The organism is Nocardia sp. JCM 34519.1 (assembly GCF_020361265.1).
Classification (GTDB): domain Bacteria; phylum Actinomycetota; class Actinomycetes; order Mycobacteriales; family Mycobacteriaceae; genus Nocardia; species Nocardia arthritidis_A.
Genome location: NZ_JAIRBR010000011.1, coordinates 219,389 through 245,820 on the forward strand (window position 1 = coordinate 219,389; position 26,432 = coordinate 245,820).

The 26,432-nt window shown below is 66.9% G+C and carries 29 protein-coding genes; 11 read left to right on the plus strand and 18 right to left on the minus strand.

Translation table 11 applies throughout. The features are described 5' to 3' along the window. Window positions 1-31 precede the first annotated feature (31 nt). The 4 genes from LGY53_RS25900 to LGY53_RS25915 all read right to left on the minus strand — a co-directional run bounded on the left by LGY53_RS25900 (window position 32) and on the right by LGY53_RS25915 (window position 3,078). Window positions 32-1,285: a threonine/serine exporter family protein gene (locus LGY53_RS25900; RefSeq protein WP_225729316.1), complete on the minus strand. Its 1,254-nt coding sequence runs from the start codon at window positions 1,283-1,285 to the stop codon at window positions 32-34. Between the two features lie 61 nt (window positions 1,286-1,346). Continuing rightward, window positions 1,347-2,162: an LLM class F420-dependent oxidoreductase gene (locus LGY53_RS25905; RefSeq protein ID WP_225729317.1), complete on the minus strand. Its 816-nt coding sequence runs from the start codon at window positions 2,160-2,162 to the stop codon at window positions 1,347-1,349. Window positions 2,163-2,212: 50 nt separating this feature from the next. Beyond that, a complete protein-coding gene (locus LGY53_RS25910; RefSeq protein ID WP_225729318.1) occupies window positions 2,213-2,623 on the minus strand; it encodes a VOC family protein in 411 nt (136 codons plus the stop codon). Between the two features lie 5 nt (window positions 2,624-2,628). Further along, on the minus strand, window positions 2,629-3,078 hold the full coding sequence (locus LGY53_RS25915; RefSeq protein WP_225729319.1) for a helix-turn-helix transcriptional regulator: 450 nt from the start codon (window positions 3,076-3,078) through the stop codon (window positions 2,629-2,631). A gap of 122 nt (window positions 3,079-3,200) precedes the next feature. On the opposite strand from LGY53_RS25915, the gene LGY53_RS25920 reads away from it, so the two are divergent. Beyond that, window positions 3,201-3,503, plus strand: a complete 303-nt coding sequence (locus tag LGY53_RS25920) for a DUF4286 family protein (RefSeq protein ID WP_225729320.1) — start codon at window positions 3,201-3,203, stop codon at window positions 3,501-3,503. A 59-nt stretch (window positions 3,504-3,562) separates the two neighbouring features. On the opposite strand, the gene LGY53_RS25925 is transcribed toward LGY53_RS25920, so the two are convergent. Genes LGY53_RS25925 through LGY53_RS25935 form a run of 3 tightly spaced genes read right to left on the minus strand, consistent with a single transcriptional unit; the run spans window position 3,563 to window position 6,401 of the window. Continuing rightward, complete coding sequence (locus LGY53_RS25925; protein ID WP_225729321.1) at window positions 3,563-4,879, minus strand: KamA family radical SAM protein; 1,317 nt, start codon at window positions 4,877-4,879, stop codon at window positions 3,563-3,565. 34 nt (window positions 4,880-4,913) lie between these two features. Continuing rightward, window positions 4,914-5,684, minus strand: a complete 771-nt coding sequence (locus tag LGY53_RS25930) for a TSUP family transporter (protein ID WP_225729322.1) — start codon at window positions 5,682-5,684, stop codon at window positions 4,914-4,916. After that, window positions 5,685-6,401: a TauD/TfdA family dioxygenase gene (locus LGY53_RS25935; protein WP_225729323.1), complete on the minus strand. Its 717-nt coding sequence runs from the start codon at window positions 6,399-6,401 to the stop codon at window positions 5,685-5,687. A gap of 152 nt (window positions 6,402-6,553) precedes the next feature. Between LGY53_RS25935 and LGY53_RS25940 the strand changes: the two genes are divergently transcribed. Further along, entirely contained in the window at window positions 6,554-7,477 is a 924-nt protein-coding gene (locus LGY53_RS25940) for a LysR family transcriptional regulator (protein ID WP_225729324.1), read from the plus strand. A 66-nt stretch (window positions 7,478-7,543) separates the two neighbouring features. On the opposite strand, the gene LGY53_RS25945 is transcribed toward LGY53_RS25940, so the two are convergent. Further along, entirely contained in the window at window positions 7,544-8,263 is a 720-nt protein-coding gene (locus LGY53_RS25945) for a haloacid dehalogenase type II (protein WP_225729325.1), read from the minus strand. 36 nt (window positions 8,264-8,299) lie between these two features. After that, on the minus strand, window positions 8,300-8,671 hold the full coding sequence (locus LGY53_RS25950; protein ID WP_225729326.1) for a helix-turn-helix domain-containing protein: 372 nt from the start codon (window positions 8,669-8,671) through the stop codon (window positions 8,300-8,302). Between the two features lie 66 nt (window positions 8,672-8,737). On the opposite strand from LGY53_RS25950, the gene LGY53_RS25955 reads away from it, so the two are divergent. Together LGY53_RS25955 and LGY53_RS25960 are read left to right on the plus strand one after the other, a co-directional pair. Next, window positions 8,738-9,151: a VOC family protein gene (locus LGY53_RS25955; protein WP_225729327.1), complete on the plus strand. Its 414-nt coding sequence runs from the start codon at window positions 8,738-8,740 to the stop codon at window positions 9,149-9,151. Between the two features lie 14 nt (window positions 9,152-9,165). Continuing rightward, entirely contained in the window at window positions 9,166-9,615 is a 450-nt protein-coding gene (locus tag LGY53_RS25960; protein ID WP_225729328.1) for a hypothetical protein, read from the plus strand. Between the two features lie 195 nt (window positions 9,616-9,810). On the opposite strand, the gene LGY53_RS25965 is transcribed toward LGY53_RS25960, so the two are convergent. Next, on the minus strand, window positions 9,811-10,668 hold the full coding sequence (locus LGY53_RS25965) for an LLM class flavin-dependent oxidoreductase (RefSeq protein ID WP_225729329.1): 858 nt from the start codon (window positions 10,666-10,668) through the stop codon (window positions 9,811-9,813). Between the two features lie 69 nt (window positions 10,669-10,737). Continuing rightward, complete coding sequence (locus LGY53_RS25970) at window positions 10,738-11,649, minus strand: alpha/beta fold hydrolase (RefSeq protein WP_225729330.1); 912 nt, start codon at window positions 11,647-11,649, stop codon at window positions 10,738-10,740. Between the two features lie 128 nt (window positions 11,650-11,777). Between LGY53_RS25970 and LGY53_RS25975 the strand changes: the two genes are divergently transcribed. From LGY53_RS25975 to LGY53_RS25990, 4 genes are all read left to right on the plus strand, one after another. After that, on the plus strand, window positions 11,778-12,356 hold the full coding sequence (locus tag LGY53_RS25975; RefSeq protein ID WP_225729331.1) for a TetR/AcrR family transcriptional regulator: 579 nt from the start codon (window positions 11,778-11,780) through the stop codon (window positions 12,354-12,356). A 120-nt stretch (window positions 12,357-12,476) separates the two neighbouring features. Further along, a complete protein-coding gene (locus LGY53_RS25980; protein ID WP_225729381.1) occupies window positions 12,477-12,953 on the plus strand; it encodes an HAD domain-containing protein in 477 nt (158 codons plus the stop codon). Window positions 12,954-13,033: 80 nt separating this feature from the next. Continuing rightward, window positions 13,034-13,618: a PadR family transcriptional regulator gene (locus LGY53_RS25985; protein ID WP_225729332.1), complete on the plus strand. Its 585-nt coding sequence runs from the start codon at window positions 13,034-13,036 to the stop codon at window positions 13,616-13,618. Window positions 13,619-13,650: 32 nt separating this feature from the next. Further along, window positions 13,651-14,643, plus strand: a complete 993-nt coding sequence (locus LGY53_RS25990; RefSeq protein WP_225729333.1) for a hypothetical protein — start codon at window positions 13,651-13,653, stop codon at window positions 14,641-14,643. Window positions 14,644-14,732: 89 nt separating this feature from the next. Here the strand turns inward: LGY53_RS25990 and LGY53_RS25995 are convergent, their stop codons facing one another. After that, the gene (locus tag LGY53_RS25995) at window positions 14,733-16,223 is read right to left on the minus strand and encodes an MFS transporter (RefSeq protein ID WP_225729334.1); all 1,491 of its coding nucleotides are present in this window, start codon (window positions 16,221-16,223) and stop codon (window positions 14,733-14,735) included. A gap of 75 nt (window positions 16,224-16,298) precedes the next feature. On the opposite strand from LGY53_RS25995, the gene LGY53_RS26000 reads away from it, so the two are divergent. After that, complete coding sequence (locus LGY53_RS26000) at window positions 16,299-17,216, plus strand: LysR family transcriptional regulator (RefSeq protein ID WP_225729335.1); 918 nt, start codon at window positions 16,299-16,301, stop codon at window positions 17,214-17,216. On the opposite strand, the gene LGY53_RS26005 is transcribed toward LGY53_RS26000, so the two are convergent. Continuing rightward, on the minus strand, window positions 17,198-17,989 hold the full coding sequence (locus LGY53_RS26005) for a hypothetical protein (protein ID WP_225729336.1): 792 nt from the start codon (window positions 17,987-17,989) through the stop codon (window positions 17,198-17,200). The two genes, LGY53_RS26000 and LGY53_RS26005, sit on opposite strands and share 19 nt — an antisense overlap. A gap of 281 nt (window positions 17,990-18,270) precedes the next feature. Between LGY53_RS26005 and LGY53_RS26010 the strand changes: the two genes are divergently transcribed. Further along, entirely contained in the window at window positions 18,271-19,236 is a 966-nt protein-coding gene (locus LGY53_RS26010; protein WP_225729337.1) for a hypothetical protein, read from the plus strand. Here LGY53_RS26010 and LGY53_RS26015 read toward each other — a convergent pair. The 5 genes from LGY53_RS26015 to LGY53_RS26035 all read right to left on the minus strand — a co-directional run bounded on the left by LGY53_RS26015 (window position 19,230) and on the right by LGY53_RS26035 (window position 23,950). Continuing rightward, window positions 19,230-19,697, minus strand: coding sequence for a nitroreductase family deazaflavin-dependent oxidoreductase (locus tag LGY53_RS26015; protein WP_225729338.1), 468 nt, complete (start codon window positions 19,695-19,697; stop codon window positions 19,230-19,232). The two genes, LGY53_RS26010 and LGY53_RS26015, sit on opposite strands and share 7 nt — an antisense overlap. Window positions 19,698-19,713: 16 nt before the next feature. After that, complete coding sequence (locus LGY53_RS26020; RefSeq protein ID WP_225729382.1) at window positions 19,714-22,065, minus strand: FtsX-like permease family protein; 2,352 nt, start codon at window positions 22,063-22,065, stop codon at window positions 19,714-19,716. Window positions 22,066-22,070: 5 nt separating this feature from the next. Next, entirely contained in the window at window positions 22,071-22,802 is a 732-nt protein-coding gene (locus LGY53_RS26025) for an ABC transporter ATP-binding protein (protein WP_225729339.1), read from the minus strand. Further along, window positions 22,799-23,386: a TetR/AcrR family transcriptional regulator gene (locus LGY53_RS26030; protein WP_225729340.1), complete on the minus strand. Its 588-nt coding sequence runs from the start codon at window positions 23,384-23,386 to the stop codon at window positions 22,799-22,801. Before LGY53_RS26030 ends, LGY53_RS26025 begins: the two co-directional genes overlap by 4 nt. Window positions 23,387-23,518: 132 nt before the next feature. Beyond that, on the minus strand, window positions 23,519-23,950 hold the full coding sequence (locus tag LGY53_RS26035; RefSeq protein WP_225729383.1) for a MarR family transcriptional regulator: 432 nt from the start codon (window positions 23,948-23,950) through the stop codon (window positions 23,519-23,521). A gap of 206 nt (window positions 23,951-24,156) precedes the next feature. Here LGY53_RS26035 and LGY53_RS26040 point away from each other — a divergent pair, with 206 nt between their 5' ends. Beyond that, window positions 24,157-26,406: a YfhO family protein gene (locus LGY53_RS26040; protein WP_225729341.1), complete on the plus strand. Its 2,250-nt coding sequence runs from the start codon at window positions 24,157-24,159 to the stop codon at window positions 26,404-26,406. Window positions 26,407-26,432: the final 26 nt, after the last annotated feature.

Genomic DNA, 26,432 nt, shown 5'->3' on the forward strand with positions numbered 1-26,432 from the left:
ACGCACCAGGATTCGGTCAACCGCGATGCGCTCAGACCCGCCGGATCGACCGCACATAAAGCGCGACCCCGAGCGCCGCACCGGCCCCCAGCGCGACGCAGATGCCGACCGCCTGCGCGAAGAATCCGAAACCGGACCGATGGAACAGCTCCGAGATGAGTCCCTGATACACCGTGAGACCGGGCAGCAGCGCACCGGTGATTCCGATCAACGCCATCGCGGTGACCGGCAGATGGAATCGGTCGGCGACGATCCCGGCGGCGAATCCGAGCACGATCGCGGTGAGCGGCGCGGCGATCAGCGGTTTCACCTCGGCGGCATGGACGAGCACCTGATAGATCGCACCCGTCACCAGGCCCTCGATCGCGGCCGGTATCAGCAGATCCGGTCCGCCCCGGTTGAACACGGCATTGCCGACCGCGGCGAGGATCGCGAAGATCAGCGCCAGCCAGACCGGCAGCACCGGCAGCTCCGAATGGATCGGCCCGGTGAAGACCACCCGGTGCGAGGCGGCGAGGGCGAGCGCGCCGCCGACGCCGATGCCGATCACGGTCACACCCGCTGACGCCGCGCGCTCCAGCGCGGTGAGCCCGCGCGTGCCGACCGCATCGGTCGCGATGAGCAGCAATTGCGGAATCGGCATGAGCAGTAGCCAATTGGTGGCGATGAGCACCGCGGTCCCGGTGATCGGCAGCAGCCCGGCCGCGTACAGCGCACCGCCCAGACCCACCGTCGCCGCCGACTGCGCGGCGACGGTGTACATCGACGGCAACCGCAGCCTGCCGACCCCGCGACCGATCAGATTCACCGCGATCAACACGACCGCCGCCAGCGCCGCGGCCGCGGGCGAACCGCCGACCTGCAGCGCGATGCACACCGCGAGCAGCGCGCCGCCGCCGGGCACCACCCACCACGGCCACGGCGGCCTGGCGCGCAGCGCATCCGCCAATAATGCGGTGGCCCTTGCCGTTTCGGGCCGTTCCCGAATCACGGTCTTCGCGACCCGATCCAGTCGCCGCATCCGGTCACAGTCGAAGATGTCGAGCGATCGCGCCATCGCGACCCGGGTGACGGCGTGCCGATTGCCGACCGCGTGGTCGATCGTCACGACGCGGCCGAGCGTCACGACGGTCGCGCCGCGCACGCCGAGCGCGACGGCGCAGCGCCCGACCGAGTCGACCACGGCGTCGGTGGCGGATCCCGATTCCAGCATCGCCACCGTCAGCCGGGTGAGGAAATCCAGCGCGCCGTACGCTGGCGGGCCGTCGGCATCCGTATCCGGCATGTGCTCAAGGTAGCTGTCCGATTGCGGAATTGCGGCGCAGCCCGACCGGCGGGTCGGCGGCTCAGCTCAGGTAGCGCTCGGCGACATTCGCGAATTTGTCGAGGGTGCGCAGGGTTTCCGACTCCGGCTGGCCCGGCAGGACCAAGGTCACCCGCTCCGCCCCGGCCTCGGCGTACGCGTCGAGCAGGGCCGGAACGGGCGCGGCCCCGAGCACCGTGATCGGCAGATCCCGGCCCTCGAGCGGAGCCAATTGCGCGGGCACCTCGGCGGGATCCGCTACCGCGATCGGTAGCCAGCCGACACCGTGCCGGATCGCGCGCCGCACCGCGGCATCCCCGCCGCCGATATAGATCGGTGGCTGCCGGACGGGTTTCGGCCAGGCGTACATCGGATCGAAATCGATGAAGCGGCCGTGGAATTCGGCGAGATCCTCGGTCCAGATCTGCCGGATGGCCCGCAGCTGCTCGTCGAGCAGCGCGCCGCGGGTGCGCGGGTCGGTGCCGTGATCGGCCATCTCCTCCAGATTCCAGCCGACGCCGACGCCGAAGACGAAGCGGCCGTTGGAGATCGTGTCGAGGGTCGCGACCTCCTTGGCGGTGTGGATGACATCGCGCTGAATAAGCAGGGTGACCCCGGTACCGAGCACCAGCCGCTCGGTGACGGCCGCGATGGCGCCGAGGGCGACGAACGGATCCATCGCGCGGTAATACACCCGCGGCAGTTCGCCGCCGGCGGGATAGGGGCTCTGCCTGCTCGCCGGGATATGCGAATGTTCCGCGACGAACAACGATTCGAATCCGCGCTCTTCCAGCGCGACGCCGAGTTTCGGACCGCTGATGCCCTCATCGGTGACGAAGGTGTTCACACCTATCTGCATACGGGGACGAACCAGGTCCGGCCGTCGAATATTCCGCTCGATCGAATGCGTCAGCTCTGCTCGTTGATGCGGACCAGGTTGCCCGACGGATCGCGGAACGCGCAGTCACGGACCCCGTACGGCTGCTCGGTCGGCTCCTGCACCACCTCGGCGCCGCGGGCCCGCACCTGCTCGTAGACGGTGTCGAGGTCTTTGGCGGACAGGATGATATGCCCGAATGTGCCCTTCGCCATCATCTGCGCGATCATGCGGCGCTCGTCCTCGGTGATCCCGGGATTCGCCTCCGGCGGATACAGCACGATCGAGGTATCCGGCTGACCGACCGGGCCGACGGTGATCCAGCGCATCCCGTTGTAACCCACGTCGTTGCGCACCTCGAAGCCGAGGATGTCGCGATAGAACTCCAGCGCGGCGTCCGGATCCCGCTGCGGAAGAAAGCTGGCGTCGATGCTGATATCCATAGCGGTCACGTTAGTTGCTGCGAGGTAACCGAGGCTTCTCGATTTCTGATCGGTCTGGTTACCTGCTTCGCGACACACGACGGCATCCCGGCGGTCGCGAGCGCGGCGTCACGCCGGTAGACGCTCGGCGCGACGCCGACCAGTTCGGTGAAACGGGTGCTGAAGGTGCCGAGCGACGAACACCCGACCGCGAAACAAACCTCGGTGACGCTCATATCACCGCGCCGCAGCAGCGCCATCGCGCGCTCGATGCGCCGCGTCATCAGATAGCCGTACGGCGATTCGCCGTAGGCGAGCCGGAACTGGCGGCTGAGGTGGCCCGCCGACATATGCGCATCCCTGGCGAGCGATTCGACGTCCAGCGGCTGCGCGTATTCGCGGTCGATCCGGTCCCGGACGCGGCGCAACCGGGCCAGATCACGCAGGTGCTGCTCCGTGGCGGATGTGCTGCTCACCTGCCAGATAGTGCCACGACCGGCCAGATTTGCCCAGCTCAGGTCGGCCGGGGCCGGATCTGTTCCGGCGATGCGAATTTCTCGTCGAGCCGGATACCGTTGTCCTGTACTAGTTTTCAAACATGTTCACATATGTGGTCACTGCGGAGTTCGCCGACGACGAGGCGCGGACGGAGTACCTGGACTGGATGCGTAACGGGCATGTCGCGAAGGTGGTCGAGCTCGGCGCGGCCGTATCCGGCCAGGTCGTCCTGCTCGACGACGGGCGCGTCGAGAGCCGCTACCTTTTCCCGGATCGGGAGACCTTCGCCGCGTACGAGTCGGGTCCGGCCGTCGCGTTGCGCGCCGAGGGCGCACGGTTCGTCGAGTCGGGGAAGGTGAGCTTCACCCGGTACACCGGGGAGGTCGTATTCAGCGTTCGTTGAGGGATGAGCGAACCGTGCACCCGGGAATTCAGCGCTCGTCGAGGAATTCGAGGCGGATCTCATGCCGCCCGCGTGCCCGGTTCGAACGGGAATCGGTCGGCGAACGCGGGGGTGAGCTGATCCAGCCACACCGCGGCCGGATCGTATTTCGCGAAGAACGGCCGGTTGACCAGCTCCGGATCGCGAGCCTGGATGAAGTGCAGCTGGAAGACCTGCTCACCGTTCACCTCCACCAGGCCGTCCACGCACACCTTGCCGGGGGTGGCCGACATCGACGGGCCGCGAACGGTTCGCGCCAGCCCGGAGACGTTCTTGTAGGCGTCCCGGAAGATCTCGTACGCGCGGGTGAGCGGTACCGCGAAGTAGTCCCGCGGCCCGGTATCACGCTCGACGAACAGGTAGTAGGGCACGGCACCGAGCCGTATTTGGCTGCGCCACATCGTTTCCCAAATTAGGGGGTCGTCGTTGATCGAGCGAATCAGCGGTGACTGGGTCCGGATGGTCGCACCGGTATCGGTGATGCGGCGCATCGCCTCGGCCACCGACGGCGGCTCCAGTTCGCGCGGGTGGGTGAAATGCGCCATGAACGCGAGGTTCTTCCCGGCCGCGCGGACGCGTTCGAACAGGCGGAGCATATCGTCGGCGTCCGGATCGCCGATGAACTTCTGCGGCCAATACGCCAGCGATTTGGTACCGATCCTGATCGACTCGAGTTGCTCGATCCGCAGCAGCGGATCGACGTAACGACGCAATACCGACTCGTTCATGATCATCGCGTCACCGCCGGTGATGAGCACGCTGGTGATCTCGGGGTGGCTGGTCACATACGAGACCAGCCGATCGATCATCCCGCCGGTGATCTTGAGCTCGGGTTCGCCGACGAACTGTGCCCAGCGAAAGCAGTATGTGCAGTACGCGTGACAGGTCTGGCCCTGACTCGGGAAGAAGAGCACCGTCTCCCGGTATTTGTGCTGCATGCCGGGTAACGCTTCGGTCCCTTGTCTGGGCACGTTGAGTTGCCGCTGCCCGGCCGGATGCGGATTCAGCTTCATCCGCACCGCGTGCGCGGCGGCCTCGATCTGCGACCGAGGGGCCGCGCCGCTGAGCAGATCCGCGATGACGGCGACGTCCTCGGCCGGCAGCATGTCCGCCTGCGGAAAGACCAGCCGGTAGATCGGATCATCGGGTGCGGCGGACCAATCGATGAGCTCGTCGACGACATAACTGTTGGTGCGGAACGGCAATACGGTCGCAACCGCTCTGACGGCCAGGCGATCGGCCGGGGAAAGCCCGGCTCGCGCGGTCAGTTCGTCGAGGTGTTTTGTGGTGTAGGCCCGGAACGTCCGGACCGGCGGGCGGGAAATCGCCGCGGTCACAGTGTCACCCTTCTTCCATGGGTCTTGTTGCGGCTCAGCCGAATTCGTCGTAGCCGAGCTTGAGGATCAGCGATATCGCGGTACAGATCAGTACCGCCCGCACGAATGTGGCTCCCCGCCGGAGGGTCGTTATCGAACCCAGCCGCGCGCCGAGCACACTGGCCGCGGCCATCTCGAGACCGACGCTCCACAGCACGTGCCCCTGCAGCGCGAAGACGGTCAGCGCCCCCGCGTTGGTGCCGGTATTGACGATCTTCGCGAGCGCGGAACTGCGCAGGAAGTCCGTGCCGATGATGCTGGTGAACGCCAAGACGAGGAAGGTGCCGGTGCCGGGGCCGACGATTCCGTCGTAGAAACCGATGGCCAGTCCGGCGACCGCGGTGGCGAGGACACCGCGCAGCACAGGTCTCGTTACTACCCGCTCGGTGGCTCCGAAACCGGGGCGCAGCACGACGATTGCCAGCACGCCGACGAGGACCGCGAGGACCATCGGGCGCAGCACGGCCGAGGACATGGCCCCCGCGCAGGCGGCTCCGGTGGCCGCCGTGCCGATGCCGAGCAGCCCGGCGCGCCACGCGATCTGCCGGTCCGCGGTCAGTCGGCGGGTGTACGTCAGCGCGGCCATCGACATGCCGGCGGCGGATGCCAGTTTGTTCGTTCCGAGCAGCGTGGCCACCGGAGCGCCGGGAACCGCGATCATGAGGGCCGGAAGTTGTAGCAGGCCGCCGCCGCCCACGATGGAATCAATCCAGCCCGCGGCGAAGGCGACGATCGGCAACAGAAGTACGGCGGTCGAGAAATCCATTTATATGCTGAGCCAGAATCTGGTCAGATGGCGCGCCCGGTCGGAATATTCGGATCGGGCGTGCAGGAGGCGCTGATTATCCCAGATCAAAAGGCCGTTTTCCGGAATAAGGATTCGTGTCCGGAATTCATCGAACAGCGCACTGACCTGGTGGGCAAGAGAAACCCCCGCCGCGCCCGCCGGAAGATCCGCGGGGTCCGGAGCCGGCTCGGTCAATTTCGCTTCGTAGCTGCCGCTGGTCAACAAATTGAAGCTGAACCGCAACAGTTTGCGGCCGTCCGCATATGTCTCGAACATCGGCGCGGTGATCGAGCCGTTTCGTCCCGGGAATGTGATCGGCATAGCGGTCATGAGATCCAGTTCCGCGGCTGGCAGCCGTTCGCGCAGCACCGCACCGTCGAGCAGATCGGTGTGGCCGCCGCCGAACCGGTCCTGCCGGTGACAGTACAGCGCCAGGTAGCGGGGCGGTTCCGGAGTCCACCCCGGCGCCTCGGTATGCGCGCGGATCGTATTAGTACTGCGCGAATAGGACTGATCCTGGTATCCGGGCTGATAGGTCACATCATGCCGGACTTTGCCGTCGTACTGCGGAATTATCGAACCAAGGGACTCGAGCAGGTGGACCGCTTCCCCTTCGTTCCGGAGTTCCGTGACAAGAGCGTGGCCGGTATCCGCCAGCACGGCCTCGGAAAAACTCTTCTCGTCAGTGATCCGCACATCAACCCCATTACTGGTAATAGGTTACAAGGTCTTTCGATTCAATTAGGAGGCTAGATCTGTACGGCGGGGTGTAGCCAATGCAAAGATCGCATGGTGTATACGCTGAACACATATCCGGTGGTTATCGGTTTACTCTGCATGGTGGTGTCGTGACGCACTTGGGGGACGGCATGGGCAAAATGGTTTCTTCGGGGAGCAGAATCGAGGTCCGGCATCTGCGCGCGCTGGTCACCCTCGTCGAGCAAGGGAGTTTCACGCGCGCGTCGAACGCACTTTTCGTGAGTCAGCCCGCGCTGAGCCGGACGGTCGCGCAACTCGAGCGGCTGATCGATGCGCGGCTGGTGGACAGATCCGGTCAACAAGTGACGGTGACCGAGGCCGGAGCCCGGCTGCTGCCGTACGCGCATCGGGTGCTGACGACCATTCGAGAGGCCGAGCATGCCGTTCGCGGGCAACGGATCGTGCTCCGAGTCGGCTTCACCTGGACCGCGGCCGGGGTGTACACGGCGGAAATCGTGCGCGAGTTCGAGGAGACGTGCCCGGGTGCGCAGGTCGAATTGGTCCGCACCATGACACCGCTGGCCGGCCTCGACGAGGGCGATACCCACGTCGCCTTCCTGCGCAGCGAGCCGCCGGACGATCGAGCCGCCAGCGCGTTCTTGCTCAGCGAGCCCCGGGTGGCGGCACTTCCGGCAGACCATCCATTGAGTAACCGCAGGACTGTCTCGCTGCGCGACCTGGCCGCCGAACCACTCGTCATCGGAATTGTCGGCACCACGGAGGTCGACCTCTGGGGACATGCGACGGACGGCCGGATGATCACCACGGCCCGGAATATCGATGAATGGCTCGAAGCGATCGCCGCGAGGCGGGGTGTAGGGATTACACCCCTATCGACCACGACCTTTCACGGGCATCCACACGTCCGCTTCCGGGAGTTGACGGACGCTCCGCCGGTGTTCCTGAAAATCGTCTGGTTGAACACCACCCACCATCCACTCCGCGATGCGTTCGTCAAGATCGCGGTCGCCGTCACTCAGCGTGCGCGCACGTTGCCTGCGGTCGGCGAGTAGCAGTTATCCGGCCGCATTCGGTCTTGCCGGGCACTGCGTACCTGACTGACCTCCCACCGAATTCGATCAGCGCGCCAGTTGTTCGGCCAGGTCTACGACATCGGCGGCGATGAGGTCGACGTCGGCGGGTGGCGCGACCGGCGGGGCGTCAGGGCCCCATTCCAACGGGCGGGGGATGTAGGCCGTGCGGAGACCGGCCCGCGCGGCGGCCGCGAGATCGGTGGGGTGGCAGGCCACCATCAGGAGTCGTCCCGGCGCGACATCGAGGAGTTCGGCGGCGCGCAGATAGACCTTCGGATCGGGTTTGTACGAGCTCGCCAACTCCGCCGACAGAATGCAGTCGAAGCGCAGCCCGGCCTGTTTGGTCAGGCGGGTGAGCAGACTGACGCCGCCGTTCGAGAGCGTCGCGGTGAGCACGTCGGACCGGTGGAGTCGGTCGAGGCCGTCCGGTGCGTCGGGCCACGGGCGGAGGCGATGCCAGGCCGTCACCAGCTCGTCGCGGGTGGGCTCGTCGAACCCGTCCAGACCGAATTCCGCAAGCACCTCGTCGAGCATGATCCGGTGCAGCGAATCGAGCGACTGCCAAGACAGCTCTCCCGCAAGGACTTTCGCCAATGTCGGACTGTACCGGCCGCGCCATGCGTCGGTGACCGCGAACCAATCCGCGGCCTGTCCGGCCCCGGCCGCGGCCAGCTCACCCGCCACACTGGAACGCCAATCGGTCAACGTGCCGAACACATCGAACACCGCAGCGTCGATATCCACACCCGCCCCTTTCAAGATCATTAGCGGTATCACCTTAAGCGCCCGGCACTTTCACAGCTACCTCATGTGACCCGGCTCTCCGATCGATCGGTGCGCGGGTGCGGTGAGCAGCTGGTCCAGGTGGGTGCGAGACCATACGCACAAGGTGTGGACGGTCTCCACGAGCCCCGCTCCGGCCGCGGTGAGGGTGTAGTCGACGCGCGGATTGGCGGTGTGATGGTCGAATCGGGTGAGCAGACCGTGACTTTCGAGTTCGCGCAGCGTCTGGGTGAGCATCTTGTAGCTGATGCCGTCGACGGCGCGGTGCAGTTCGCGAAAGCGGTGGCGGCCCGCCGCGACCTCCTCGAGAACTCGCAGACCCCACTTCGTGGAGACCGCGGCGAACACCCGCAATGCGACGTCTTGCCCTAGTCGCTCTTCTTCGCGCATCGACAACACCGCTCACCTTCACGTGCGTACTCCCGCCACCGCAATGTCAACAGTAGCGTCGCCGACGTGCAGATATTGAAGACCTATGCCCGGTTGTTCGTCGCCGACCTCGACACGGCGCTACCCACCTACGAAAAACTCGTCGGCGCCCCCGCGGATCTCCGATTCGCTTTCGAACAGGCCGAACTCGCCGCCGTCGGTGATTTTCTGCTCATCGCGGGGGCACCCGAACACACCGACCGTTACCGCGCGACGATCGGTCCGGTGATCGTCGACGATCTCGACGAATTGATCGCCGACCTCACCGCGGCCGTGATCACCGGTGGCCCCTTCCAAAGCGAAACCGGCCGATACGCCTACCTGCGTCACAGTGACGGAACAAATGTCGAATACGTGCAGTGGTCACCACGGCTGCGGGCCCGAATTCTGGGTGAATTCGGTGCCCAGGGAAGGAGCGTCGGAACGACCGCGCGAACCTGAGGCAGAATAGGGGCGTGAGTGACTTGCCGGGGCCCGGTGAAAACGAGTTCGACGCGGCGCGACCTGGTACGCCGGAAGACAAGGATGCCGCCGAAACCGGTCGCCCCGAAACGGGCAAGCACACAGCGAAACTCATCCGGCTACCGCATCGCCCCCGGCGCGTGACGGACGACGCCGCCGAACCTCGCCGCAAAACCTGGCGCTCCGACAGCGGCTCCGTCTTCGATCCGACACCCACCAAACCCGTACTCCGATCGGAGCTGCAGCGGGAGACGGGCGCCTGGCCGCTGGACCTCGGTCCCGCGTGGCAGCACACCCCGATATCCGACCCGGGCCGAACCGAACACGACGGGAGCGTCATCGATTTCGGTGCGGTGCGGCGGAAACGAGCAGGCAACGACGCCTCGGCAGCGGGGATTCGGCGCATCGCCAAACCGCGCAGGATCGGGCCTGACAAGCCATAGGCGTATCTCCACATTCGCTCCGGCCATGCGCGGGCCAGAGACGGCGTTGCTGGCAGCGCCGATTAGGCGTGCCTCCGCCATTCGCTCCGGCCAAGCGCGGGCCGGGCACGGCGTTGCCGACAGCACCACCTAGGCGTACCTCCGCATTCGCTGCGACCATGCGCGGTCTGCGGACGGCGTTGCTGGCGACGCGCGTTAAGCGATGAGCGGGCACACCTTTTCGGCGATGAAACGGACGAACCCCACGGGATCGGGCTCATCGGGTGTGGGTTCAAGGATGACGGTGTCGGCACCAGCCCGAGCCCATTGTGTGACGGTATCGGCGATCGCCTGGGCATCACCGACGGCGCAGAGACCATCTTCGCTGGTATGGCCCAGTTTTCGCACTTCGGCTTCGGCGCGGTCGGCCGCGCCGGGACCGGTGGCGGCCACCAGTTGGACCATGAACGAGAAGTCCCTGCCGTGCGGCCGGTCTTCCTGCGTGAGCTCGATAGCCTGGCGCATGCCGCCGAGCGACGTGCCGGTGACGACACCATCGGCGGCCGCACCGGCCAACCGCAGCGTGCGCGGCCCGAATCCGCCGACGATCACGGTGGGCGCTGCCGCGGGCGGCCAGTCGAGCGCGACATCGTCGAGTCGAATGTAGCGGCCCCGCACGGTGATTCGCTCTCCCGCGAGCAAACCCCGCAGGGCATCGAGGTATTCGCGCAGCAGGGTGAGCGGCGAGGCGACCCGGGCGCCGGCCTGACTCATCCACTGCTGATTACCGTGGCCGACACCCCAGATCGTCCGGCCGGGAAACATTCGCTCCAGCGTGGCGATTTCCATCGCCGTCACCGCGACATTCCGCAGCGGCGCCGGAAGCACCCCGACACCGATGCGCACCCGCTCGGACCAGGCCAGCGCGGCCGCGGCAGTGGCGATGCCGCCCTCGGCGAAGCAGTCCTCGCACAACCAAAGCTGTTGCAGCCCGGCCGAATCGGCTATGCGCACCACCTCTCGCAGTTGCTCCGGCGGATTCTGCGGTTCGAAGACAACACCCAGACTCGTCACCCACCCATCGTTACCGGACCGGACCGCCGCGGTCGACCGAATATCCGGCGGCCCAAGGGATTTGCGCGGCTACCTGGTGTCGATGCGGCCGATCGGGTGGGCGGCCCGCGTGAGGTCCTTCCACGCCGTCTCGTCGATCCCGAGTTCGCTGCGCAGATACGCCCAGGTGGCCTCCCGGATGAGGGCGACGCGTTCGGGGCTCTCGTCGGTGGTGTCGGCGGCGTTGTAGCCGTGGATTCCGCCCAGCGAATGCTCGCCCCCGAATACCGTGAGCAGGCCGCGGGCGCCGGGGCTGTAGACATAGGCGTCGGTGAACCAGTCGGGGCCGCGGGTGGAGAGGTGGGATTGGTCGTTGTCGCCGGCGACCACGAGGGTCGGCGTGGTCAGTCCGTCGAAGTCGGGGTTCATGAACGGGAAATTCTGCGTCGCGAACGGTGTCAGGTCATCGCCGCCGCGGCCGGCCGTCGCGAGGAGCACACCGGCTTTCACCCGGGGATCGGACATATCCTCCTCCGCGCCGAGTACGCGCGCCCCGAGCAGCATGCCGACGGTCTGACCGCCCCAGGAGTGTCCCGCGACGGCGATGCGGTCGCGGTCGATTCGGTCGCCGAGCCCCGGAATCGCGGCGACGACACGATCGAGTTCATCGAGCACCCGCGTGACGTCCCGGACCCGGATGCGCCAGATATCCGGGTAGCGCGGGTCGGCGGGGCCGAGGCCGAGGGTCCGTGAATCGAGGAATGTCGGTTGGACGACGACGAAACCGTTGCTCGCCCAGAAGTCGACGAGCGGGTCGTAAGCGGACATCGACTGGCCGAAGCCGTGGGCGAATACGAGGACCGGCAGGCCCGAGCCGGTGACGGGCGCGGACACGCGAACCTGCAGGTCGTCGCCGCGTTCCGGCGCGGGAAGGACGACCGGTTTGACGCTGATGATCGCGGTGGACATGGCGGGTACGGCGCTCGGGCTGGGTGTGGTCATGGGATTTCCCTTCGATTGCGGTGCGCGCTCCATCCGCTTCGGCCGCGGATACACTATTAAGCGGAGCGCTGCTCCGAATATACGGAGCAATGCTCCGCTTAACAAGGGCTGCGAGAAGGGAATGCCGCGTGGACGCAGACGACGAGGTCGTGAGCTCGACCAAGCGCGCCGACGCACGGCGCAACGAGCGGGCACTGCTCGATGCCGCGGCGTCGGTGTTCGTCACGCACGGGGTCGACGCGCCGGTGCGCCGGATCGCCACCGCCGCCGGCGTCGGCATGGGCACGATCTACCGGCACTTCCCCACCCGGGCAGACCTCGTCGCGGCCGTCTACCGCCACCAGATCGATGCATGCGCCGAGGCCGGGCCTACCCTGCTCGCCGAGGAAACCTCCCCATCCGCCGCGCTGTGCCGGTGGGTGGATCGCTTCGCGGACTTCCTGATCACCAAACACGGCCTCGCCGCGGCGATGCGCAACGACCCCGACGGATACGCCGCCCTGCACACACTGTTCCTCGACCGCCTCGTACCGATCCTCGACGACCTGCTCACCGCCGCCCGCGCCGCAGGCGAGATCACCGCCGACCTCACCGCCTACCAGCTGATGCGCGCCATCGGCGATATCTGCGCGGGCGCGGAAATGACCGACCCGAACTACGACGTCCGCCTGACCATCCGCCTACTCCTCGCCGGCTGCCACCGGTAGCTTTGGACGCCGGTTTGATCGCGGACTTTTGAATCGCGGCACTGGTCTGCTCCAGATGATCGGAGTATCAACGGCTTCGATAAGGTTCGGGTCGTCGATGCAGGTGGCAGAGTGCATTACATGCTCGGTGGGCAACGTCCGATCCTGTTTCTCGATGTCGATGGGCCGCTGCTGCCGTTCGGCGAACGCTCGCGGCGGGGCGGCGCGGGTGTTCGCCGCCTCGATGATGAGGTGGGGAAGCGGCTGGCCGCGCTGCCGTGCGAATTGGTTTGGGCCACAACGTGGGAGGACCGGGCCAATGCCGAAATCGCGCCACGGATCGGGCTGCCGCGGCTGCCGGTTGTGCATTGGCCGGAGCCGTCCGCTGGGCAGGTGCATGAGGATCGCTGGTTCGGGCTCTGCTGGAAGACCCGGACTCTCGTGGCCTGGGCGGCTGGGCGACCGTTCGCGTGGGTCGACGACGAGATCAGCGATGCCGATCGCGACTGGGTCGCCACCCATCATTCCGGCCGGGCATTTCTCCGGCATATCGAACCATCTGTGGGGCTTACCGACGAGGACTACGTGGCCATCGAGCGGTGGCTGCGAGGAAGCTGAATCATCCGAGATCCGCAGGGGTCGAGGGGTTTTCGGCTGCGGTCTTGCATATGGTTTATTTAGACTGTTAGAGTTGGACTATGCCAGCGCGTGTACTCGATAATCCGATCGTTGTCGCGGTGCTCGGTCTGCTCCTGGAGCGACCGGCGCATCCCTATCAGATATTTGCCGAATTGCGTTCGCGCAGTGAGCATTACGCCGCCGTGGTGAATCGCGGCACGCTCTACAATGTGGTCTCCGCGATTGCCGACGCGGGGTGGGCGGCGCCGGAAGGGCAGCAGCGCAATGGAAATCGGCCCGAGCACACCGTTTACGCGCTGACCCCCGAGGGGACCGCGGAGCTGGTGCGGCGGCTGGACACCGAAATCCGCAATCCGGGGCGGGAATTCTCCGCATTCCTCGGCGCGGTGAGCTACCTCGGTGCGCTGGGTCCGGAAGGGGCCGTCGCGGCGCTGACCGAGCGAGCGGCCAAATTGCGTGAACGCGTCGACACCGATGCACAGCGGCTGCGCGAATGTCATGCGGACGGGGTGCCGCGACTGTTCGTCATCGAAGCCGAATACGCACTGGCACAGGCGCATTCGGAGATCGCGTGGGTCGAGTCGGTGGTGGCGGAGATCCGCTCGGGCACGCTCACCTGGCCTGCGGCGCAACCACAGAAATAAGTCGAGGTCAACAAAATAGAAAGAAATCGAATATGACCGAATTGACCTTCGGAATATATCCCGGCGGGATCACGGGCACGGATGCGCGCGAAGAGTACCCCGACGGTCAGGGGTATCTGGCCACCGGGCCGGACGACGATCCGGCGCGGATCACCGCGGCGCTGAATCGGTTGCAGGGCAGGCCGGGACGCCCGTTCCGGGTGCGCGCCTATCTACCGTTCAACGACGACACCGCATCCGGCGCCCATGCCACCGCGACACCGGCCGACGCGCGCCGGTACGCGGTGGATGGACGGCGGCTGGAACTGGTCGCCCAGTACCAATCCGCCACCGGAAATATCGACGGCTATTGCGGATTCGTACGGGAACTCGTCGAGCAGTACGGCGAGACCACCGATCTGCTGCAGATCGCCGAGGAACCGACCATGACGGATATGCCGATCCTCGACGGATATTTCCCCGGGGTGCGCGAGGCCATCGTCCGTGGCGTCGCCGCCGCGAAGCAGCGAGCGCACGAACTCGGATTCGCCCACCTGCGTGTGGGTTTCAACTTCACCCCGCTGTACGGGCCCGCCGCATCGTTTCTATCGGAGATGGCCGAGCTGGGTGGCGCGGCATTCATCGAACAGCTCGATTACGCCGGACTGGACTTCTTCCCGGACGTCTTCCACCCGGTCGCGGCCGAGGATATGCCGCGCGCCGTGGAAGGTCTACTCCGCCACCATCGTTCGCTGCTGAACGAGGCGGGCTTCGGCGGGATCCCGCTGCACATCGCCGAAAACGGTTGGCCGACAGGACCTGATCGCACACCACAGCGGCAGGCCGAGGTCGTCTCGACCGTCGTCGAACAGGTGGCCGCGCTCGCCGATGAGCTGAATATCACCGGCTACACCCATTTCGCACTCCGCGACGCGGACAGCGCCAATCCCGATCTGTTTCATCAGTTCGGCATCATGACCGACGACTACACCCCGAAACCCGCCTTCGACACATTGTGCGGGCTGATCGAAAAGTTCGGCCGCTGAGCAAAATCCATGAATCGGGTCCGCGACGCCCCGCCGCGGACCCGATTCCTATCCGACAACGACAACTACTGTAGCCCAAGGCAATTCGTCTACCGCGACCGTTGGGACAGCCGCGATTCCAGCACGACGAGCGCGCCGAGGACGAGCACGGCAATGCCGATCACTCGCAAGCCGAGGTCGGCGCCCGAGGCGAACGCGGTGACGATCTCCCCCGCACGACCGGGTGCGACGGCGAGCGCCTGCGCGACCGTGTGCGGATCGTGTTCGGCGCGAACGTCCGGCGGCAGCGCGGCGGCGAATCGCGCGGTGAGCACCGTGCCGATGACAGCGACGCCGAGCGCGCTGCCGAACTCCCGGGTTGTCGCCTGTAATCCGGCGCCGACCCCGGCCTGTGCGGGCGGCAGCGAGCCCGCGATCGCACCGGATAATGTCGGAAGGGCAAGCGTCACACCGATTCCCATGACGACAAGCCATACGGCGTATTCCGCGTACGGTGTCCGCGCGTCGCTCACGGACAGCCCGAGCAGTCCGCCGCCGACGCAGCCGAAGGCCAGGGCGATGGTGGCGTCGAGGCCGACCCGCTCCGTCAGGCGTCCGACATGCCGCGCACCGAGGATGACCGGCACGGTCAGCGGGATGACGCCGAGACCGGTCCACAGCACGCCGAACCCCTTGGCGTACTGCAGAAATGACGCGTTGACATAGAACAGCGCGAACATTCCGAAGAACACCGTCGTCATGCCGAGGCAGGCGCTGCGCAGACCGGGAAGCCGGAACAGCCGGGGATCGAGCAGCGGGTGCTCGGCCCGCAGTTCCACCACCGTCCATGCAGTGAAAAGGACGGCAGCACAAACGAATCCGACGACAACGAGCCGACTCCCCCAGCCCGCCTCCGGACCCTGCACGATACCGAGCAGCAGCGCGACCGACGCGCCGACCAGCAGCACCGCGCCGAGCGGGTCCAGCCTGCGGCCGTGCCGCCGCGAAACCGGCGCGATCATCCCGACGAGCGCGGCGAGCGCCAGTGCGATCGGTACCGCGGCGGCGAACAACCACCGCCACGACCCGGCCGAAAGAATCGCCCCGCCACCGACATTGCCGATGACGCCGCCGAGACCGGTCATCGACGCCCAGGTGGCTATCGTCGCGCTTTTCCGTTCGGCGGGAACGGCGTGCAGCAGCACACCGAGCGTGTTGGGTAGCACTGCGGCCGCACCAGCGCCGGTGATCGCGCGGCCAGCAAGCAGCACAACCACATTCGGCGCGAACGCGGAAAGCAGCGCACCGGCGGCGAACAATCCGAGCCCGGTGAGCAGAACTCCCTTGCGCCCGAAGCGATCACCGGCCGCTCCACCCGGAATCACCAGGCAGGCAAAGCAAATCACATAGGTGTCGACGATCCAGACCAGCGCCGATGCGGATGGACGCAGCGGGTCGGCGGCGAGCATCGGGACGGCGAGGTTGATCGCGGCGACCATGCCGACGACGAGCATGACGCAGGCGCACATGACCGCGAGCAGGCCGCCGGACCGTTCCCGCGACTCCGGTGGACTGTCGCGGATCAATACTTTCAAAGGCATGGCCATCACGCTATGGACCCGGGAAACCTACGCGCGACGCAACTTCGACAACAAATCCTTGCGTAAGATGCAACCATGCCCGAACAGCTCGACCTGAACCTGCTGCGCGTATTCGACGCGTTGCTGCAGGACGGCAGCGTCACCGCGGCGTCCGAACGCCTGCACCTGTCCATCCCGGCGACCAGCCGCGCGCTCGGCAGGCTGCGCCGGGCGATGGGCGACCCGATCCTGGTGCGGGCCGGCCGCGGCATGGCGCCGACTCCATTCGCGCTGCGCACCGCGCCGCGGGTGCGGTCGCTACTCGACGAGGCGGCGGCCTTGATCAGCGCCGACCGCACGGTGACCATCGCGGAACTGAAGCGCACCTTCACGATTCGCATCAACGACGGCATCGCCGCGACCCTGGCGACCGCGGCCGTGGATGCGACGGCCGCGGCCGCGCCCGGCGTGACACTGCGTTTCGTCGCGGAGGGCAGCGAGAGCATCGAGGCCCTGCGCGACGGTTCGATCGACCTGGATATCGGCGCGAGCGATGCCACGTCCCCCGATATCCGTGCGGCCGTGCTGTATCGGGAGCGAATAGTGGGCATCGTCCGCTCGGACAGTCCGCTGGGCAGGCGCCGCCGCCCGACGCTCGCGCAGCTGTGCCAGCACCCACACGTCTCCGCCTCGCGCCGGGGACGCACGCGCGGCCCGCTCGACGATGCGCTGGAGGCCGCGGGCCTGCGGCGGCACGTGGCCGCCGTGGTGCCGAGCCCCGCGGTCGCCGCATTTCTCGTCGCCTCGAGTCACTACGTCGGGCTGGTGCCGCAGCGCCTCGCCGAACAGTATGGGCAAACCCTCGGCATACGCTGGTTCCCCATCCCCGCCGAGCTGCCGGAGGTGGAGGTGCGCCTGCTCTGGCATGCCCGGCTCGATGCCGACCCGGCGCAACGCTGGCTGCGCGACACCCTCCGCACCGCACTGAGCGGAAGCTACCGCGTCACACCATGAGCCGCGACATCGCGGTCCAGGCTGGGACTGTTCACGGTGACGGTGTCGATATGGCAGCTGCCGCCGGCGCCGGGTTGCGGTTGCGTGATCCGGCCGCCGGTGCCGGTGTAACTCAATTCCGGGTTGCGGCAACTGTTCTCGTCCGGATCGCGGAAGGTGATGGTGGTGTCGGAGAAGGTGAGCGTGTCGGTGGCGCTGCGCGCGCCGTCCCACGGCTCGATCGCGAACAGCGCCTGATTCTGCGCCTGACCGCTCATATCGATCGAGTAGTCCACCGAACCCGCCGGCCCGGTGACGGTTTGGGTCCACACACCGGTCGCCTGGTTCAGCGTCATATCGATATCGAGCGGGTCACCGACGTTCACCGACATCGCCTGGCCCGATTTACAGCCGGAGTAGTCGGGGTCGTTGCCGACATTGACGTATTGTGCCGAAATCCACCAGGTCGAGTAGGTCGGCGGCTGCGGGGTCGGGGCGCAGGCATCACCCCAGGTGAGCACGGGTTGCAGGACGCCGAGGCCGATCGGATCGTAGTTCCGGCCGCCGGCCCGCGGCTCCAGACCGGGCCACAGGAACAGCGTCCCGATCTCGGCGGGTTGTGCCGGAACCGTGAAATGTGTTTGGAGGCGGATGATTTCGTTGGCCAGCGGTATCTTGAAGTACACCCGCGACTGCTGATCCGGCTGCAGCGGCTCCGGCTGCGTACTCGGACCGACAGGCGCGGCTTCGGACGTCGCACAGGCACCCGGTAATACGGCGAAACCTGTTGCCAAGAAACCGATTACAAATGTCACGGCGTAACGGGTCGCCGTGCTGCGCATGAGATTCACACTTGCACATGGAAGCACAGGTGATCGTGCGCGCGAATGGGGGCCAACTGGGGAGGTCCGCACCCGGATCTTTCGTGTCATGATTCGGACAGCAATCCGGAATTTCGGCGGCCGTCGGCTGGGGCATCTTCTCGCGCAACGGTTCTCGCCCTCCGTCAGCCGCGCGGCGAGCAAGCGGGATATCTCCGGCGAGGTCGATACATCTCCCCGAAGCGAGGTCCCCTGTGTATCGCAAATATCTGCTGCCCGTATTAACCGTATGCCTGGCCCTCTCATTGGGGCCGGGTTCGGTGGCCGTCGCGGCGCAAAATACCCAACCGGTGACTGCCCCCGCGGTCACCGACCCGTTCTGCTATGACGAGCCCTCGTCACCGCAGGCCGATGTGAGCGATCTGGCGGCGGCCTTCTCCAGCTCGAACTGGATGGAAACCCTCCAGGGCGTATATCACCGCCGTTGGCCGAGTGGGGAAAAGCTGGCGATCGCCCAGGCCGCCGACCCCAACTGGAACCAATTCGTCGATACCAGCAGTTTCAACGCGTTCGCCGAATCGATGATGGTGGCGATCCACGAGGAAACCCACATGTGGGATCTCGATTCGTCCAGAACCAACTGGGACCAGTACACCGCGGCCTGGATCAACGCCGACCAGCAGCTCACGAATGTGCCGCTGCACGACGGTTTCCCGCGCAAGGAAATCCTGCCGCTGATCGATGACGATTACAGCAACGATATGGACGGCATCTACCTGCGCGATCAGCAACAGGGCGACTATCACCTGCAAGGCGTGACCGCGGAGTTGAACGCGGGCCTGATGGGGCTGCCCGCGGTGACGGTGCTACAGGAATTCATCCAGGGCATCGGCGCCAGCAACGCCAGGGATATCGCGGCGACCAATCTCCGCTATCTGCTGCTGTATCTGCGTGTCGCCAAGAGCAACCACCCCGACTACTGGGAGCAGATCAAGAACGAACCGGCGCTGCGCGATTTCGTCTTGATCGAATTCCTGCGCACCGCCTACTGGCTGGATAAATCCGCGCCGTACACGGGTAAGCTCGGCAGCCCGAACGCCGACAAGATCACCGAGAAGAACTACTCCCCCGAGAATATCGCGATACTGGAGGAGTTCACCGGCCACAAGGTTCGCCTCGATTCCCAAAAGAATTGCACCGCTCGAGCCGCATCTCAGTAGTCGATACGCAACCGCACCATGGGCAGCACCCCGACCGGTCTGCCCGTGGCGCGTTCGATGGCGGCGCGCAGATGTTTCCACATTCGCGGATGCCGCTGACTGTAATACTCCAGCGCCGCAATCGAATCCGGCTCGGACATCGGAGTCGCCGTCGCCGACGCCGCGCGCCGGAACCCGACCCAGACCCGAACACCCGGATGGGCCAGGATATTTCGATACCACTGGGCTCCGGCGCCGAATCCGGACACGATGATGTACTCGCCGGGTGCGGGACGGTCCACCACCTCGAGCACCACGTAGCGGCGCTTCCCGCTGCGCCGACCGAGGTGCTCGAGCATGAGCATTCGGCGACCGAATACGAAACCCATTCCGGCACGGTAGATTCCGATCGGTGCGCGCACCATCCAGCGGGTACTCAGCGCATGGGCGCCGAACCTGGCGACCGTATCGGCCATGGTCATGATGTCCTCCGTTCGATCACAGCGCACGTTCGCGGACGACGCGGGCGACGTCGATCCGGCGCACGAAGCGCAAGGCGGGCAGTTGGGAGAGGGCGGCGGCCGCCAGCACCGCGGCGACCGCGAGCGCGGGCGCGACAACGCCCACCGAGAGGTGCATGGTGAACATGTCGCTGTTGAACGAGCGCAGGAACGCCCAGGCCGCGACGAGTCCGGCGACCACGCCGGCCGGCACGGAAATCGCTGTGGCGGTGAGGTTTTCGATAGCCAGCGCGGTGGTGAGGCGACCGTTGGGCACCCCGGCGGCGCGCAGCGTCGCCAGCTCGGTTGTACGCTCGGCGAGGTTGACGGTCATCGTCACGTAGATGACGGTGAACGCCAGCACCGCGCCGAGGCCGAGCATGACCCCGACGAACACCCAGAACAGTGATAGGAAACTGTTCACCTCGTCCACGATGGCGTGGGTATCGCTGTAGGCGACCACACCGTCGATCCCGGTTATCGCGGCGCGGATCGCGCCCCGGTCGGCTCCCGGCGCGAATCGCAGCAGGTAGCCGGGCAAGGCGGCGGGCGCGATCCGGCGCACGGTATCGCCGGTGGCATACAGCGCGGTGCCGAACGGCTCGTCGACGAGCGCGACCAGCCGCACCTGCCGCGATGCGCCGAAAGCCGCTGTCACCGTGAGCATATCGCCGACGTGCGCGCCGATCCGGTCGGTGAGTCCGGAGCCGGCGACGACTCCGTCGGCGGGCAGTCCGCTCGCACCCTCGGTGGTGCGGAAGCCGTGCATATCGGTATCGGGTCGCAGCCCGGTCAGCACTGTCGAATACGTTCCGCCGTCGGCGCGCACCGTGATCGGGGCGGACGATTCGGGTTCGGCGCCCGCCACACCGGGTACGGCGCGCAATCGGGCGTCGAGATCCGTTCCGGGAGTGACCAATACGGTGGCGTCCTCGCGATCCACCTGGCCGAACTGGATATCGAGGATCCGGCGCATGCTGGTCACCATGCCGACCGAGGCCAGGATCAGCACCAGCGCGAGCACGGTGCCGAACATGGTCGCCAGCGTGCGGCGGCGGTCCCGGGTGAGCGACCGCACGGCCATCCTGGCCACCACCGGCAGCGCGGTCCAGCGGGCCGAGAGCCGGGCCAGCGGGCCGGGGCGCGCCGGGCCAGCGCCGTCGCCGCGCATGGCCCGCGCGGGCGCGGTGCGCGCAGCGGTCAGCGCCGGGGCCAGCCCGGCCGCGCAGCCCGCGGCCAGTCCGAGCGCGAAACCTATTGCGGCGGTGACGATCCGGTGCTCCACCACGGTGTCCGGAATGCCGACGGCCCCGGTGTATGCCGCGGTGACCGCCGAGGTCGCGACGGCGCCGAGCAGCACACCGGCCGCCGCGCCGACGGCCGCGACCACCGCGCCGTAGCCGACGTAGTGGCGCACCAGCGCGCCCGGACGGGCACCCATCGCGAGCAGGGTTCCGATAATCGGCCGCTCGGCGCGAACGAGCCGGGCGATGAGCACGTATTCGGCGATGCCCGCCGCGACGAGGAACAGCAGCGGAAAGCCGACCGCGATTTCGGAGAACCCGTTGAGATCCTCGTGCAGCGCCGCGTCCGACGGCTGCTGCGCACGGGTCGCGACATCGGTGGCTCCGGCTTTCCGCAGCAGCGCGGTCACCCGGTCACGCTCGGCCGCGCTTGCGGCGGAAGACATTTCGATCAGCGCCTGGTCCGGCCCCGGGCGGCCGGTCAGGCGCAGCGCCTGGGCCTGCGGCGCGAAAACGACGGCGAACGAATGCGGATCGGTGATCACGTCCTGCCTGCTGCGCGCGGGCCACAGATATTCCGGCGAGCGCGCGATGCCGCCGACCGTCACCGCATGCCAGGCGCCGCCGTCGAAAATCCGGAGCCGGTCACCGACCCGCAATCCGAAGGTGTCGGCGGCGTGGTGTTCGATCACGACGTCGTCGGGCCACGCCGGGTCCGGTAACCGCCCCGCGGTGAGCGTCAGCGCATCTACGTCCGAATCTGGTTGAGCCGCAACACCACTCACTCTGCCGAGCAGTTTGGTACCGCCGATCTCCATCGGCACGTCCGCCTGGACCCGCACCGCCGTGCGCGCCACCCCCGGCGCATCGCGCACTGCGGCCGCGAGCGCGCCCGGATCGTTGCCGGTGGCCACGAAATCCGCGAAATGCGTTCGCGCGTAGGTCTGTTCATAGGATGCCGACAGGTTACGGAACGAGTCATAGCTGGCGATGAACAGCAGGACGCCCAGCATCACGGTGACCGCGATCGCCACCGCCTGCGCCGGTCTGCGCCGCAGGTCTCGCCGTATCTTGCGGCCTAGCAACCGATTCCGCGACGACCACATCGCACTCACCACCGCACCGATGCCGCGTCGGCCGGGACGGCGTTGCGGTCGTCGGCCACCACCCGCCCGTCCCGCATCCTGATGACCCGGTCGGCGATCTCGGCGACGGCCTCGTTGTGCGTCACCATCACCACCCCGCGCCCGTCGCGCGCGGTGCGCTGGAGCAATTCGAGCACCCCACGGCCGGTCGCGACGTCGAGCGCGCCGGTCGGCTCGTCGGCGAGCAGCAGGTCCGGGTCGGTGGCCAGGGCGCGCGCGATCGAAACGCGCTGCTGCTGACCGCCCGACAGTTGCGCGGGAAAGTGGTCGGCCCGCTCGGCCAGCCCGACCGCGTCGAGCAACTCCCGCACGGCGCGGCGGTCGCCGCGACCGGTGAGTTCGATGATCACCTCGACGTTCTCCCGTGCGGTCAGGCTCGGTATGAGGTTGAAGAACTGGAATACGAAACCGATGTGGCTACGCCGGAACTCACCGAGATCACGCGGGTGCAGGCCCGAAATATCCTGTCCGGCAACAGTAACCGAGCCATGATCGACCGGTTCGATCCCGCCGACGACATTGAGCATGGTGGTCTTGCCCGATCCGCTCGGGCCGAGCACCGCCACCAATTCCCCTGGTGCGACGTCGATATCGATATCGCGCAGCGCGTGCACCGCGATATCGCCGCTGCCGTAGGTCTTGTCCACCGCGTGCAGCCGGATCCCGCCGCGCGGGCCCGCCGAAGCCGAATGATTCATTGCCTTACCCCTCCGGTCCCGCCGTCGTCGGATAAACCGGTCAATCGGCGCAGCGGGCCGTCGACACCGGATTCGCCCAGTCGCGGATCGATCAGGCGATGCAGGATCAGCCCGTCGAGCGCCGCGGTGAGCACCACCGCGGTGGCCGCCGGATCCGGCACCGCGCCGTCGAGCCAGGTCGCGACCGCGGCGCGGAACTCGCGGAGCACCTCGCCGAGGCCGTGTTGCAGGCGCTCGTATCGCGTTGCCGCCAAAAGCATTTCGCTGAACACACGGGTGTCCACATCGGCGGCGGTGTACAACTCGATGGCATCGAGCAGGTAGCGCACCCCGGCCGCACCCGACTGGGTGAGCGCACCGTCGAGCACGCTCGCGCCCAGCCGCCGAGCCATCCGCAGTGCCGCATCGATCAGCAGGTCGTTCACCGAGTTGAAGTGGTAGTGCACCAGTCCGGGCCGCAGCCCGGCGCGCTCGGCGAGCATCCGGGTGGTCACCGCACCCCACCCGCGTTCGGCGATCAATTCGACCGCCGCATCCATCAGCCGGTCGCGGGTTTCCCGGCCCTGTTCGGCGGATGTCACCATCGCGCCCCCTCACCAGCAAGCCGTTTATTGGGCATTCACCTTGGGCATATGCCCAACCCTACCAAAGTTTGGCAGTGTGCAACAGTTGCTTACTGCATTCTTTTCCGGGCACGCGAAAACCGCTGCGCCGCTTCAGAAGTGGTAGCCCTCGATGACCGTCGCCGCGAGCGGTTCACCACCTGCTGCGCTGAAGGCGTTGAGCGCACGCACCAGGCCGGACCGGTCGGCGGCGGGCATCCGCTGCACCACGTCGGCGATTTCCGCGCGGCGACGCGCGGTGACCGCGTCGACGACTTCGCGTCCCCGCGTTGTCAATTCGATGATCAGTTCGCGGCGCGATTCCGGATTCGGTTTGCGATCCAGCAGATCCGCCGCCACCAGCCGGTCGACCATCCGAGTTGCCGTGGAGGGCTGCACATTCAGCAGCCCGGCCAGCGTCGCGATCTTCGACGGACCGCGGGTCGACAGGATCACCAGCGTGCGGAATTGCGGGATGGTGATCGACTCGTCGACGTAGGCGATCGAGCGGGCGGACAGCGCGACCAACAACCGCGACGCGGTCATCAGAGCATCGGTGATCTCATCGACCGATTCTCCGGCCACCGCATCCTTGCCCACCACGACTACCTCCATCACCATATTCGCCGGTTACCCCTATCCTGCCGTCTCATCTCGGCATGTGGACAATCTCGGCAATCGTGTCGCACTCGCAGAACCGGTGCATAAGGAAACTGTTGCACACTGCTTTGATCATGTAATGTCTCCGGCTCGTGGGTGTTCGTGCAGTTCCCCGGCCGCGCAAGGACGTGTACGGATGGGGGTTGGTCACCGTATTCGGCGTGGTCGCGGGCTACGCCGCGGTGCTGCTCGCCAACCCGCGCCACTTCTACACCGACGACACCGAATCCCAATACGGTCCGATGTGGGTCATGCTCGGGCGGCACCTGCGCGAGGCGCGCTTTCCTGGCCTGGTGCCGTGGGAGTGGATGTCGGGCAACTATTCGATGGAAGAGGCGGGGCTGTACAACCCGCCGCAGATGCTCGTCGATCTGATCGCGCCGTCGGTGGACAACCTCGCGGCCTACGTCACCGTCGTCAAGCTGATCTTCTCGATCATCGCCGCGCTCGGCGTATTCCGGATCTGCCTGGCCTACGGCGCCCGCGCCTCCTGGGCGGCCGTCGCGGCCGTCGCCTTCCCGCTCTCGGGCTGGTTCCTCTTCTTCGACGAGGCCAGCTGGGCCACCTCGCTCACCGGCACCGCCTGGATGCTGCACGCCTGGGCCTCGGCCGTGCGCTACACGCGCGGTCGCGGCGGGCCGATACCGGTATTCGTCTACCTCTATCTGGCCATCTCGGTCCAATACGTCTTTCCCGCAGTCGAATCCGCGCTCATGATCGCCGCCGTCGCGGCGGGCGAGCTGGTGTACCAGCGGACCTGGCGACCATCGGCCCGATTGCTGATGGTCACCGCCTGCGCCGGGCTCGCGGGATTGGAAACCTATCTGCCGGGCATACTCTCCTCGGCGGTGACCTGGCGCGGCAACGAGCGGGTCATCAACGACCAATTCCTCACCGTGCCATGGTCGGAATCGCTGAACGCCAGCCTGCCGAGCACCGTACCCGCGTTCACCGGATGGTGGGGCTACGTACAACCGATGCCGATGGTGTACATCGCATGGTTCCTGATCCCGATGCTCGCGTTCCTGGACTGGCGCGAGATCCGGCGCGCGGCACGGGAATTCACCGGGCCGATCCTGTTCGCCGTCATCTTCCTGATGTGGACCGCCGGGCCGGGCCGGATCGGCCCGCTGCGCTGGCCGGCCAGGGTGCTGCCGATGCTCGCGGTGGCGCTGCTGGTACTGGTGTGCGTATTCCTCAGCCGTTACGGGCGTTTCGCGGACTGGCGGCGGCGCGGCATCGCTGCCGCGGTGTTACTCGGCCTGCTGTTCATTCGAACGTATTGCGCGGCACCGCATTTGATCGTCCGGCATCTGATCGCCGTCTGCGTCGTCGGCGCGCTCACCGCCGCGCTGGTATGGCTGGCGCACACCCGGGGCGGGGCAGTCGCGAGTGCGCTCGCCATCCTGGCCATGTTCCCGATCGCATACGACCAGGTGCGGGCCCAGTCGCCGACCCCGATGTCGTACCACTTCCCGGAGCGTCGCTCCGAGATCGCCGCGGCCTTCCCGCATTTCGACGGCGTGACGCTGCAACTCGCCGACCGCGGCCTGGTCGGACCCAAGGATCAGAGCCTGGCCGGCGCCTGGGGTTCGCTGGCATTCGGCAACTACGCCAAGAACATTCCGCTGAACTACGTCAACGCCTACACCCCCATCGGCTACTCGGCGTTCAGCGCGATCCTCTGCATGGGCTGGGACGGCAGCACCTGTCCCGATGCCTTCCGCCGCGCATTCGCCACCGAACCGGCAACCGGCCGAACGATAGTGGACTTGATGAAGGTGGATCGCGTTGTGCTGCAACGCGCCCAGTATCCGGACGCGCGCAATCACCCTGCGCCGCCGGGCTGGAAGTGGGTCGACTACCCGGATCACGACCGCTACATCTGGGTCCTCGAACGCGCGAACGGCCCGGTCTCCACGCAGAACGGTTTCATCGCCGACACCCGTGACGCCACCGCCGCCCCGATCTCCAAAGACGGTATGACCAGCCGTATCCGCGTCAGCTCGCGGACCGGCGGCAGTGTGGTCTTCGCCCGCCTGGCGTGGCCCGGCTACCGGGCCACCCTCAACGGGCATGACATCGGATTCCGCACCATCGCACGCACTTTCGTCGCGGTGGACATACCGCCCGGCACCGACGACGCCGAGCTGGTCCTGGCCTGGCGGCCGCCCGGCTGGAAGATCGGCATCGCCACCGCCATCGCCGGACTGGTCGGCCTGGGGCTGCTGCAGTGGCGCTACCGCCGCACGCGACGCGGCGAACCGGGTACGCCGCCCGCCGACCGGCCCGAAGACCGAGCACCGACCGAACCGGACGCCCTGGTCCACGCGCTCGTGTAAGCACGCTGCGGCGCAGGCGATTCGCG

Excerpts from the sequence above, each read along its gene's own strand:
- LGY53_RS25900 (WP_225729316.1), bottom strand. The coding sequence starts at position 1,285 with ATGCCGGATACGGATGCCGACGGCCCGCCAGCGTACGGCGCGCTGGAT.
- LGY53_RS25905 (WP_225729317.1), bottom strand. The coding sequence starts at position 2,162 with ATGCAGATAGGTGTGAACACCTTCGTCACCGATGAGGGCATCAGCGGT.
- LGY53_RS25910 (WP_225729318.1), bottom strand. The coding sequence starts at position 2,623 with ATGGATATCAGCATCGACGCCAGCTTTCTTCCGCAGCGGGATCCGGAC.
- LGY53_RS25920 (WP_225729320.1), top strand. The coding sequence starts at position 3,201 with ATGTTCACATATGTGGTCACTGCGGAGTTCGCCGACGACGAGGCGCGG.
- LGY53_RS25930 (WP_225729322.1), bottom strand. The coding sequence starts at position 5,684 with ATGGATTTCTCGACCGCCGTACTTCTGTTGCCGATCGTCGCCTTCGCC.
- LGY53_RS25945 (WP_225729325.1), bottom strand. The coding sequence starts at position 8,263 with ATGATCTTGAAAGGGGCGGGTGTGGATATCGACGCTGCGGTGTTCGAT.
- LGY53_RS25950 (WP_225729326.1), bottom strand. The coding sequence starts at position 8,671 with ATGCGCGAAGAAGAGCGACTAGGGCAAGACGTCGCATTGCGGGTGTTC.
- LGY53_RS25970 (WP_225729330.1), bottom strand. The coding sequence starts at position 11,649 with ATGACCACACCCAGCCCGAGCGCCGTACCCGCCATGTCCACCGCGATC.
- LGY53_RS25980 (WP_225729381.1), top strand. The coding sequence starts at position 12,477 with ATGCTCGGTGGGCAACGTCCGATCCTGTTTCTCGATGTCGATGGGCCG.
- LGY53_RS25985 (WP_225729332.1), top strand. The coding sequence starts at position 13,034 with ATGCCAGCGCGTGTACTCGATAATCCGATCGTTGTCGCGGTGCTCGGT.
- LGY53_RS25990 (WP_225729333.1), top strand. The coding sequence starts at position 13,651 with ATGACCGAATTGACCTTCGGAATATATCCCGGCGGGATCACGGGCACG.
- LGY53_RS25995 (WP_225729334.1), bottom strand. The coding sequence starts at position 16,223 with ATGCCTTTGAAAGTATTGATCCGCGACAGTCCACCGGAGTCGCGGGAA.
- LGY53_RS26000 (WP_225729335.1), top strand. The coding sequence starts at position 16,299 with ATGCCCGAACAGCTCGACCTGAACCTGCTGCGCGTATTCGACGCGTTG.
- LGY53_RS26015 (WP_225729338.1), bottom strand. The coding sequence starts at position 19,697 with ATGACCATGGCCGATACGGTCGCCAGGTTCGGCGCCCATGCGCTGAGT.
- LGY53_RS26020 (WP_225729382.1), bottom strand. The coding sequence starts at position 22,065 with ATGTGGTCGTCGCGGAATCGGTTGCTAGGCCGCAAGATACGGCGAGAC.
- LGY53_RS26025 (WP_225729339.1), bottom strand. The coding sequence starts at position 22,802 with ATGAATCATTCGGCTTCGGCGGGCCCGCGCGGCGGGATCCGGCTGCAC.
- LGY53_RS26030 (WP_225729340.1), bottom strand. The coding sequence starts at position 23,386 with ATGGTGACATCCGCCGAACAGGGCCGGGAAACCCGCGACCGGCTGATG.
- LGY53_RS26035 (WP_225729383.1), bottom strand. The coding sequence starts at position 23,950 with ATGACCGCGTCGCGGTTGTTGGTCGCGCTGTCCGCCCGCTCGATCGCC.